Below are 10,377 nucleotides of genomic sequence, written 5' to 3' on the forward strand. Positions count from 1 at the left end.
CCCGGTGGCGGTGCCGTCCTACACGCGAGCGCCCGAATGCAGAGAAAACTCGACGCGGTCCAACCGACGCGGCTAGCGTTTTTGCCCTCTGCAGCAGCGCCGCGTGCCGGAGATCCAAGGAGAGCAAATGGAAACGTTGAAGAGCGCCGAATCAAATCCCGCCTGGGTCGAAGGCTGGCTCGTGCTGCGCGTCAAGCAGGCATTGCCCGGCGATTTGGTCAGCATGCATGCGCACGCCGAAGAAGCCCAGGCCGACGCCCACCAGCGAGGCCGCGGTCATCAGGTGTTCCACGGCAAGCGGCGCGTGGGCACCGATGAGTTCATCGTCGACTAGCGGCACCGTCGTCACCGCGCTTGCCCGTCAGAGCCGGCGGCAGTTGATCGCCAGCCTGGCGGCGCCTGAACAAGGCCGCGCGGGCCAGCACCATCGTCGCCACCGGCGCGGTGATCGACAGCACGACGACGATCACCCAGACATGCAACGACAGGCCCGGCGCGCTCGCTGAAAAGTGCAGCACGGAGGCGAGCGCGACGAGCCAGGCCCCCAGCGTGGAGGCCAGTGCGGGCGCATGCATGCGCAGGAAAAAATCCGGCAGGCGCCACAGGCCGAGCGCGGCGGTGAGCACGAGGCAGCCGCTGGCCAGCAGCAGCAGCGCAACCAGCAGGTCGGTCATTCGATCACCTCGCCACGCAACAGAAATTTGGCCAGCGCCATCGAGCTGACAAAGCCGAACAGCGCCAGCAGCAGCGCGCCTTCGAAGTACATGCTGCTGTCGTAGCGGATGGCCAGCACCAGCATGACGAGCATTGCGACGACGAACAGGAAGTCCAGCGCCAGCACGCGGTCCTGCGCGCTGGGGCCGCGCATCAGGCGCAGCAGGCCCAGCGCCATGGCCAGCACGTAGAGCACGAGGGTGACGGTGATGGCCGTCGTGAGCAGCGGGCTCATTCGAAAATCTCCAGCAACGGCCGTTCGTAGCGCTGCTTGAAGTGCGCGATGAAACTGGCCTCGTGATCGTCATCGAGGTCGAAGACATGCAGCAGCACGGCGCTGCGGTCGGGCGCCAGCTCGGACCACACCGTCCCCGCCACCACCGTCGTGATCATGGCCAGCGACGCCAGCGCATGGGCGTTGCGCAGCTCCAGCGGCACCACCACGAAGCGCCCACGCGGCGGCCGCCGGCCGGCGGACAGCATGCCGAGACCGACGCCGAGCGCAGCCGTCACGACATCGAGGCCGACATGCAGGATCAGGCGCAGCAGCAGCCCCGGATGGCGCAGCGGGCCGGCGCGCTGGCGCAACGGCGCCATCAGCACGGGCACCACGAGCGCCACCACGGCGCCCAGCAGCAGCTGGCCGAGGCTGACGGACTGGTTCAACAGCAGCCACAGCACGAACAGCCCGGCCGACAGCCAGGGCGCAGGCAGCCAACGATTCATGGCGCGCCCTTTGCGGCGGTGGCGCCAACCGGCGTCGCACGGAACACCGCGTCGATGTACTGCTGCGGCTGATGCAGGGCGGCCGCCGTGGCGCGGGCATAGGCCAATGCCGTCTCACCACCCACCACGAGCAGCAGGCAGGCCGACAGCAGCAGCGCAATGGGCAGGCACTCGGTGACGCGCAGCCTCGGCGGCGGCCGGTTCTGCGGCGCCCAGAAGTGGCGCACGCCCACGCGCAGCAGTGCGGTGGTGGCGAGCAGGCCCGAGGCGATGAGCAGCACGAACATCGTTCGCCCTGCCGCCGGGCCGGCCGAGCTGGCCGGCGTGTCGAGCAGGGCCGACAACATGGCCACCTTGCCGATGAAACCCGACAGCGGCGGCAGCCCGGCAACGACCAGCGCGCAGAGGATGAAAGCCAGGCCGAGGAAGGCGAGCGCGGCGGGGATGGCGCGGCCGGTCAAGACCTGCTCTTCATCGTCGAGGTTGGTGTCGAAGCGCGGCTCGACGTCGACGAAGTCCGGCAGGTGATCGTCGTCGTCCGCCAGCGGCGCCAGCTCGACCTGGCGCGCCCGCTCGATCAGCTCGACGAGCAGGAACAGCGCGCAGCCGGCCAGCGTGGAGCTGGCCAGATAGAACAGCGCCCCGGCACTGAGGGCCGGCGAGTCGAAGCCGATGGCCGCCAGCAAGGTGCCCGAGGAGGCGATGACGCTGAAGCCGGCCAGGCGGTCCAGCCGCTGCGAGGCCATCATGCCGAGGGCGCCGAAGGCCAGCGTCACCAGCCCGCCCCAGACCAGCACCTCGCCGCCGAACAGCGCCCAGGGGCCGACGCTGGCCGGGAAGCACAGCGTCCACAGGCGCAGCACGGCGTAGACGCCTACTTTGGTGAGGATGGCGAACAGGGCGGACACCGGCGCACCCGCTGCCGCATAAGCCGGCGGCAGCCAGAAGTTCAAGGGCCACACCGCCGCCTTGGCCAGGAAGGCGATGGCCAGGATGGCCGCGCCGGCACCGAGCAAGCCCCGGTCGCTGTCGGGCACCTGGGACAGCTTCTGGGCGATGTCGGCCATGTTCAGCGTGCCCGTCACGCCGTAGATCAGGGCCACGCCGATCAGGAACAGCAGCGAGGCCACCAGGTTGATGGCGATGTAGTGCAGGCCGGCGCGCACGCGGGCGCCGCCGCCGCCATGCATCAACAGGCCGTAGGACGCGGCCAGCAGCACCTCGAAGAACACGAACAGGTTGAACAGGTCGGCCGTGAGGAAGGCGCCGTACAAGCCCATCAACTGCAGCTGCAACAGCGGATGAAAGTACACGCCCGCCCGGTGCCAGCGCGCCAGCGAGAACAGCAGCGCCGCCAGGCCCGCGCTGCCGGCCAGCAACATCATCAGCGCCGACAGCCGGTCGACCACCAGCACGATGCCCACCGGCACCGGCCAGTTGCCGGGCAGGTAGACGCCGAAAGCCGCCGGCGCGTCCTGCTGATGCACCCACAGCAGCAGCGCCACCGCCAGCACCAGGCCAGCGAGCGTGGAAGCCAGGCTGAGCACCACCGCAGAGATCCGCCGCTGCTCGCCCAGCAGCAGCAACAGTGCGGCAGTGACGAGCGGCAGCAGCACCGGGGCGATGACGAGCTGCTGCATCGGCAGATCAGACCAACCGATCATGGCCGCTCCTCCTCGCCGTCGACATGGTCACCGCCGCTGAGCCCGCGCAGCGCGAGCAGCACGACGAGGAACAGCGCCGTCGTCGCAAAGCCGATGACGATGGCGGTCAGCACGAGAGCCTGGGGCAGCGGGTCGCTGTAGTTCACCAGGTCGGCCGCCAGGCCGGGCTTGACGATGGGCTCCTTGTCGATCGACAGGCTGCCGACGCTGAAGATGAAGAGGTTGACCGCGTAGGCCAGCAGCGCCAGGCCGATCAGCACCTGAAAGCTGCGCGGCCGCAGCACCAGCCAGACGCCGGCGCTGGCGAGCACGCCAATGGCCAGGGAGATGACGATTTCCATCAGCCGCCCTCCCCGGCTGCGGCAGCCGCTGGCGCACGGCGCGCTCGCAGCGATTGGTGGGCCAGCGCCGTCAGCAGCAGCATGGTCGAGCCCAGCACGACGGCGAACACGCCGAGATCGAAGAGGGCGGCCGTGGGCAGGTGCACCGCACCGATGCCCGGCAGCGTGACGTGCGCCGTGTGCGTGGTGAGAAAGGGGTAGCCGAGGGCCAGCGCGCCCAGGCCCGTGGCGACGGCGATCAGCAGGCCGGCGGCGATCCAGAGCGGCGGTTGCAACGGCATGCGCGCCTCCACCCAGCGGGTGCCGCCGACCATGTACTGGGCGATGAAGGCAATGGCCATCACCAGCCCCGCGACGAAGCCACCGCCGGGCTCGTTGTGGCCGCGCATGAACAGGTAAAAGGCAAAGACGCCGGCCACCGGCAGGATCAACTGCGCCAGCACGGCCGGCACCAGCAGATAGCCGCCGGCGGCATCGCTGGTGTCGGGCCGGTCGAGCAGATCGCTCTGGCCGTCCTCGGACATCGCCTGCTGCTGCGGCGGCCGCTCGATGACCTCGCGTGGTGGGCGAAAGCGCCGCAGCAGCGCGTAGACGGTCAGGCCGACGATGCCCAGCACGGTGATCTCGCCGAGCGTGTCGAAGCCGCGGAAGTCGACCAGCATCACGTTGACGATGTTGCTGCCGCCGCCCTCGGGCAAGGCGCGCTCGATGAAGAAGGGCGAGATGCTCTGCGGCGCCTGGCGGGTCAGCATGGCGTAGGACAGCGCAGCCAGGCCGGCACCGATCAGCAGCGCGAGGATGAAATCCCGCCCGCGCCGCCACCGGGCCCGCAGGCGCGTGAGCGGGTTGTCCAGCTCCACGCGCTTGGGCAGCCAGCGCAGGCCGAGCAGGAACAGCACCGTGGTGACCACCTCCACCGCCAGCTGAGTCAAGGCCAGGTCGGGGGCGGAGAACCAGGCGAAGGTCAGGCACATCACCAGGCCGACGACGCTCAGCAGCGCCAGCGCGGCCAGCCGGTGGAACTTCGCCTGCCAGGCCGCACCGATGGCGGCGGCGCCGCCAATGAGCCACAGCACGACGAACTCCGGCGTGGCCGGCACGCGGGCCCGGTCGCCCCAGGCCAGCGGCACGACCAGGGCCGAACCCAGCGCTGCCGCACCGGCAATCACCAGCATGCACAGCAGCTGCGGCTGCAGGCGGCGGGTGCTGGCCAGGCGCAGCGACCGGCGTGCCAGCGCGGTGCCCAGGGCCAGCGCGCGCTCGAAGAGCCGCTTGCCGTCGAGCCAGTGGATCAGCGGTGTGTGCCTGAGGGCGCGTTGCTTGAAGTTGCGTGCAAAGCGCATGTAGATGAGGGTGCCGCCCGCCATCGCCAGCAAGCTCATCATCAGCGGCGTGTTGAAGCCATGCCAGACCGCCAGGCTGTAGGCCGGCAGCGTGCCACCGACCACCGGCGCCGCTGCCGCCGCCAGCAGCGGGCCGACCGACCACGCCGGCACGGTGCCCACCACGACGCAGGCCAGCACGAGCAGCTCGACCGGCACGCGCATCCAGTGCACCGGCTCGTGAGGCTGGCGCGGCAGGCCGCGCGCCGGCGGGCCGAAGAACACGTCATGCCCGAAGCGCAGCGAATAGACGACGGCGAACACGCCCGCCAGCGTGGCCGCCAGCGGCAGGCCGAACTCCACCCAGGCATGCGAGCTCACGAACACCGTCTCGGCAAAGAACATCTCCTTGGACAGGAAGCCGTTGAGCAGCGGCACGCCGGCCATCGCCCCGCAGGCGACGATGGCCAGCGTGCCGGTGATGGGCATGCTGCGGAACAGCCCGTCCAGCCGCCGCATGTCGCGCGTGCCGGTCTCGTGGTCGATGATGCCCACCGACATGAACAGCGACGCCTTGAAGGTCGCGTGGTTCATCATGTGGAACACCGCCGCGACCGCCGCCAGCGGGCTGTTCAGGCCGAGCAGCAAGGTGATCAGGCCGAGGTGGCTGATCGTGGAATAGGCGAGCAGCCCCTTGAGGTCGTTCTGGAACATGGCCGCGTAGGCGCCCAGCAGCAGCGTGACGAGGCCGGCGCCGCCGACGAGCCAGAACCACTCGTCCGTGCCCGCCAGCACCGGCCACAAGCGCGCCAGCAGGAAGACACCGGCCTTGACCATCGTCGCCGAGTGCAGATAGGCCGACACGGGCGTTGGCGCGGCCATGGCATGCGGCAGCCAGAAGTGGAATGGGAACTGGGCGCTCTTGGTAAGTGCGCCCAGCAGCACCAGCACCAGCGTCAACGGGTAGAGCGCATGGGCGCGCACCACATCGCCGGCCTTCAGCACCACGTCGAGCTCATAGCTGCCGACGATGTGCCCGAGCAGCAGCGCACCGGCCAGCAGCGCCAGGCCGCCGGTGGCCGTGACCGTGAAGGCCATGCGTGCACCACGGCGGGCGTCCTGCCGGTGATGCCAGTAGCCGATGAGCAGGAAGGAGAAGACGCTGGTCAGCTCCCAGAACAGCACGAGCTGGATCAGGTTGCCCGACACCACCACGCCGAGCATCGAGCCCATGAAGCCCAGCAACAGCGAATAAAAGCGCGCCGCCGGGTCGTCGGCCGACAGGTAGTAGCGGGCATACATCACCACCAGCACGCCCATGCCCGTGACGAGCATGGCGAACATCCACGCAAAGCCGTCGATGCGCACCACCAGGTCCAGCCCCAGGCTGGGCAGCCACACCAGCCGTTCGGACACCACGCCGCCGTCTCGCACCTCCGGGTACAGCAAGGCCAGCGGCACCGCGACGGCCAACGCCACCAGGCCCGCCCAGAGCGACTCGATGTTGCGTGCACCCGTGGGCAACAGCGCGGCCACGGCGCTGCCCACGAAGGGCAGCAGGAGCAGGAGCAAGAGCGACATGCGGTGGAGTCTAAGGAGGTGTGGACGGGCCACCGATCTACCCAGGGACCGCGCCCCACACCGGTGTCGCAGCCGCTGGAGCCTCAGCTCTGGAACGCGCCCGGGTGCCGCGCGGTGCCGCCCAAGGCGACGGTGCCATGCGGGTGGCGGTACTCGCGCATCGGTGCGAGCTTCATGCCCTCGGCGACGCCTGCGTCCTGCGCCTTGCCGCGCAGCGACGAGTCGGGCTTGAGCCGGTAGTCGTCGCGCGCCGCGCGCACGAACTCGTCCCAGTCCGCCGCGAAGTTGGCGCGCCGCGTCCAGTGCCCTTCGGCCGCGAGCTTGGGCGTGCCGACCAGCAGGTTGTTGGCCAGCACGACCTCCGTCTGCGGCGGCGAGACGCGCAGCCAGATGCCGCCACTGGGCCGCTGATCCACCAGCGTGTTGTGCACGAGGTAGAGCGCTTGCTTCGGCCATCTCGCGCCCTCGACGCCGAAGGAGATGACGTGCGGGTTCTCCGTCGTCGAGCTCTGCATGATGAGGTTGCCCATGACGACGGCGACGCCGCCGTTGGGGAACTCCAGCTCGTAGCTGGCGCGGCCGCCGATCTCGTCGGTCAGGCGGTTGTAGAGGATGTGGTTGACGGCCGCGCGGCTCTTCAGCAGGTGGCCCAGCATGCCGCCGTGGAAGTAGCTGCCCGTGACGGCGAGCCGCTTGATGGCGCCGACGTAGATGTTGTGCGTCTTGCCCTCGCGCAGCGGGATGGAGCCGAAGTCGCAGTCGACGATGTCGAGCTCGATGCCCTCGTTGTTGGCCGTCATCAGGCCGTTCTCGTTGTCGCGGAAGCCGCAATCCACCAGCGTCAGCGAGCCGGCCTCGACGCGGATGCCGGCGCCGTTGCGGTCGGGCACCGTGCAGCCCGTGAAGTCGAAGCCTTCGATGCGCTGGCGCTGGCCCGTGGTGACGAACAGGCCCTTGCCTTGCGCGTGCGCACCAGCGGCGACGAGGCGCACGCGGCCACCGACGGCACGCAGGGTCAGGTCGTGCTGGGGCCAGGCGGCCACGTCGGCGATGTAGTCGCCGGCTTCGACCTCGATCAAGGTGCCGTCTCGCGCCTGGCGTGCCGCAGCGGCCAGGGACTTGACGGCCTGGCCCGGGCCGACGTTGAGGATCGGGCCGGCATGCGCGGCGAAGGGCAGCAGCCCGGCTGCGGCCAGCAGTTCGCGGCGGCGCGTCACTTTTGCTTGCGCATGGTGGCGCTGAACAGCTCGGCGACGCCCACCTCGCGCGCCCCGGGGATCAGCTCGAAGTCCTCGCCCGCTGCAATCGTGCCCTCGCGCTTCACGGCCAGATAGAAGCCGCAGTAGCCGCTCTGCACCATCATCTTCACGGCGTGCTTGAAGCCCATGTGGGCGGCCAGCTTGAAGCAGGGGTAGCGCGGCTCGGAGACGATGAGTTCGCAGTCCGGAAAACGCAGCACGTCGCCGATCCAGACCTGGCTCTCGGCCAAGCCGGTGATCGTCAGGTTCTCGCCGAAGTCGCCTGGCTCCAGGGCGGCAGCAACCTGAGCCTGGCCGCGCAACGTGGCCCACACGGCGTAGTGCTCCAGCGGGTAAGCGTAGACGGCCTTCGTCAGGCCGCCGTGCACGCTCGGGTCGGCCTGCTCGTCGCCGTCCAGGCCCAGCGGGCCGACCGCGATGCGGCCTTCCCGCGAGCGTTTGCGGATGGCGGAATCCAAGCGCTCGCCGTTGGTGGCGATGAAGTGCTCGATGCGAGCAGTGTTGACGCTGATGATCTGCATGCACAGCATTGTCCGAGACGGCGGGTGAGTCATTTCGGCGTCTTCGCCTACAAGGGGGGGTCACATGACCCACCTAGGCTACGCGCCCGAACAGCTTTAAGGGAGAGCGCGTGACCGTACTCGACAGCGGCGCCAGGGTTTGGGCCGGCCTGGCCGTCACACCACCCAGCGAATTGATGTTCATCGTCGGCGTGCTGCTGGCCGGTGCGCTGGCCGGCGAATTCATTGCCGCGACGACGCGGTTGCCGCGCGTGGTGGGCTACACGTTGGCGGGCGTCTTCGCGGCCGCCTTCGGCCACGGCGTGGCCATGCCGCTCAGCGGCGCCGCGCAGACAGTCACCGATCTGGCGCTGGGCCTGCTGCTGTTCGAGATCGGCAGCCGCGTGCACCTGCGCTGGCTGCGCCGCAACCCGGGCCTGCTTGCCACCAGCCTGGCCGAGGCGCTGCTGAGCGCCGCCGCGGTGGCCTTCGTGCTGCGCCTGTTCGACGTCGGCTGGCAGACATCCATCGCCTGCGCCATCCTGGCCATGCCCGCACCGGCCGCCGTGTCGGGCCGCGTTGCGATGGAGTTGGGCGCACAGGGCCAGGTCACGCAACGCGCGACGCTGCTGACGGCACTGAACACGCTGTACGCCGTCATCGCGCTGACGCTGATGCGCACCTGGTGGGCGGCCGACGACGGCGGCAACCTGGCGCAGGCGCTGGCCGGCTTGGCCATCTCGCTGCTGACGACGCTGGGCGTGGCCGCGCTGCTGGCCGGCGCCACCTACCTGGCCGCGCGCCGCCTGAACCTGCGCAACGAGAGCGCGGCGCTGCTGCTGTTCGGCATGGTGGCCTTCGCCATCGTCGCGGCAAGGGCCATCGGCGTGTCCACGCTGCTGATGCCGCTGCTGGCCGGCCTGCTGCTGCGCAACACCAGCGAGCGGCCCTGGGTGTGGCCGCGCCACTTCGGCACGTCGGGCGGTGCGCTGGTGCTGATGCTGTGCGTCATCGTCGGCTCGGCCTGGTCGCCCAAGGTGCTGGTGGCCGGCGGCTTTGCGGCACTGGCGGTGATGGCGGCGCGCTTCCTGGCCAAGTCGGCGGCCATCATCGCGCTGGCGCCTGCGGCCAAGGCGACCTGGCGCCAGGGGCTGGCGCTGTCGATCACGATGATGCCGCTGTCGGCCACGGCGCTGGTCATGCTCAGCGAGCTGATGCGCGCCGAGCCCGAACTCGCAGCCGGCGCCGTGCCCATCATCCTGGCCAGCATCGCGGCGCTGGAGCTGGTGGGGCCCATCGCCGTGCAGTTCGCGCTGCGCCTGGCCGGCGAGCTGCCGCCCGCGCCCAAGCTGACCAGAAAGAACAAGGAGGCCAGCGAATGAGCCTGGGCGTCTTCTCAAAATCGCAGCCCCTCACGCTCGGTGTCGAGCTGGAGCTGCAGATCGTCAACAACAACGACTACGACCTCGCACCCGTGTCGGGCGACCTGCTGCGCCTGATGAAAAAGCACAGCCTCCCCGGCAACGTGACGCCCGAGATCACCAGCAGCATGATCGAGCTGTCGACCGGCGTGTGCACCGGCTTCGGCCAGGTGCTGTCGGAGCTGGGCCAGATCCGCGACGCGCTGGTGGACTGCGCCGAGCAGCTGGACGTGAGCCTGTGCGGCGGCGGCACCCACCCCTTCCAGCACTGGAAGCGCCAGCGCATCTTCGAGACGCCGCGCTTTCATGAGCTGTCGTCGCTGTACGGCTACCTGTCCAAGCAGTTCACCATCTTCGGCCAGCACGTGCACATCGGCTGCCCGAGCGCCGACGAAGCACTGGTGCTGCTGCACGGCATGAGCCGCTTCATCCCGCACCTGATCGCGCTGGCCGCGTCGTCGCCGTTCGTGCAGGGCGAGGACACGGGCTTCGATTCGGCACGGCTGAACTCGGTGTTCGCCTTCCCGCTGTCGGGCCGCGCGCCCTTCGTGCAGAACTGGACCGACTTCGAGACCTACTTCACCAAGATGACGCGCACCGGCGTCGTCTCGGGCATGAAGGACTTCTACTGGGACATCCGCCCCAAGCCCGAGTTCGGCACCATCGAGGTCCGCGTGCTGGACACGCCGCTGACCATTGAAAAGGCTGCGGCCATGGCAGGGCTGGTGCAATGCCTGGCGCGCTGGATCAGCATGGAGCAACCTTTCGAGCCAGTAGAAGACGACTACTTGCCCTACACCTTCAACCGCTTCCAGGCCTGCCGCTTTGGCCTGGACGTCACCTTTGTAG

The 10,377-nt window shown here is 69.4% G+C and carries 11 protein-coding genes; 3 read left to right on the top strand and 8 right to left on the bottom strand.

Annotated elements, in window-relative coordinates; all coding sequences use genetic code 11:
* The first annotated feature begins 127 nt into the window (after positions 1-127).
* Positions 128-334 (top strand): hypothetical protein, encoded by a 207-nt coding sequence (locus tag ABIS05_RS19535; RefSeq protein WP_348012205.1) that lies wholly within the window; start codon positions 128-130, stop codon positions 332-334.
* Here the strand turns inward: ABIS05_RS19535 and mnhG are convergent.
* The 8 genes from mnhG to ABIS05_RS19575 form a co-directional block, all read right to left on the bottom strand.
* On the bottom strand, positions 321-674 hold the full coding sequence (mnhG, locus tag ABIS05_RS19540; protein WP_348012206.1) for a monovalent cation/H(+) antiporter subunit G: 354 nt from the start codon (positions 672-674) through the stop codon (positions 321-323). The two genes, ABIS05_RS19535 and mnhG, sit on opposite strands and share 14 nt — an antisense overlap.
* Positions 671-949: a K+/H+ antiporter subunit F gene (locus ABIS05_RS19545; RefSeq protein ID WP_348012207.1), complete on the bottom strand. Its 279-nt coding sequence runs from the start codon at positions 947-949 to the stop codon at positions 671-673. The genes mnhG and ABIS05_RS19545 overlap by 4 nt, the downstream gene beginning before the upstream one ends.
* Complete coding sequence (locus ABIS05_RS19550; protein WP_348012208.1) at positions 946-1,440, bottom strand: Na+/H+ antiporter subunit E; 495 nt, start codon at positions 1,438-1,440, stop codon at positions 946-948. The genes ABIS05_RS19545 and ABIS05_RS19550 overlap by 4 nt, the downstream gene beginning before the upstream one ends.
* Positions 1,437-3,104: a monovalent cation/H+ antiporter subunit D gene (locus ABIS05_RS19555; protein ID WP_348012209.1), complete on the bottom strand. Its 1,668-nt coding sequence runs from the start codon at positions 3,102-3,104 to the stop codon at positions 1,437-1,439. Before ABIS05_RS19555 ends, ABIS05_RS19550 begins: the two co-directional genes overlap by 4 nt.
* Positions 3,101-3,445 (bottom strand): Na+/H+ antiporter subunit C, encoded by a 345-nt coding sequence (locus tag ABIS05_RS19560; protein WP_348012210.1) that lies wholly within the window; start codon positions 3,443-3,445, stop codon positions 3,101-3,103. The genes ABIS05_RS19555 and ABIS05_RS19560 overlap by 4 nt, the downstream gene beginning before the upstream one ends.
* Positions 3,445-6,348 (bottom strand): monovalent cation/H+ antiporter subunit A, encoded by a 2,904-nt coding sequence (locus ABIS05_RS19565; RefSeq protein ID WP_348012211.1) that lies wholly within the window; start codon positions 6,346-6,348, stop codon positions 3,445-3,447. The genes ABIS05_RS19560 and ABIS05_RS19565 overlap by 1 nt, the downstream gene beginning before the upstream one ends.
* 83 nt (positions 6,349-6,431) lie before the next feature.
* Entirely contained in the window at positions 6,432-7,565 is a 1,134-nt protein-coding gene (locus ABIS05_RS19570; RefSeq protein WP_348012212.1) for a hypothetical protein, read from the bottom strand.
* A complete protein-coding gene (locus tag ABIS05_RS19575) occupies positions 7,562-8,128 on the bottom strand; it encodes an MOSC domain-containing protein (protein WP_348012213.1) in 567 nt (188 codons plus the stop codon). Before ABIS05_RS19575 ends, ABIS05_RS19570 begins: the two co-directional genes overlap by 4 nt.
* Before the next feature lie 110 nt (positions 8,129-8,238).
* Between ABIS05_RS19575 and ABIS05_RS19580 the strand changes: the two genes are divergently transcribed.
* Complete coding sequence (locus ABIS05_RS19580) at positions 8,239-9,489, top strand: cation:proton antiporter (protein ID WP_348012214.1); 1,251 nt, start codon at positions 8,239-8,241, stop codon at positions 9,487-9,489.
* A partial coding sequence (locus tag ABIS05_RS19585; protein WP_348012215.1) for a YbdK family carboxylate-amine ligase occupies positions 9,486-10,377 on the top strand: 892 nt, incomplete at its 3' end. The genes ABIS05_RS19580 and ABIS05_RS19585, both read left to right, overlap by 4 nt.

Source organism: Roseateles sp. (genome assembly GCF_039929605.1).
GTDB lineage: Bacteria > Pseudomonadota > Gammaproteobacteria > Burkholderiales > Burkholderiaceae_C > Pelomonas.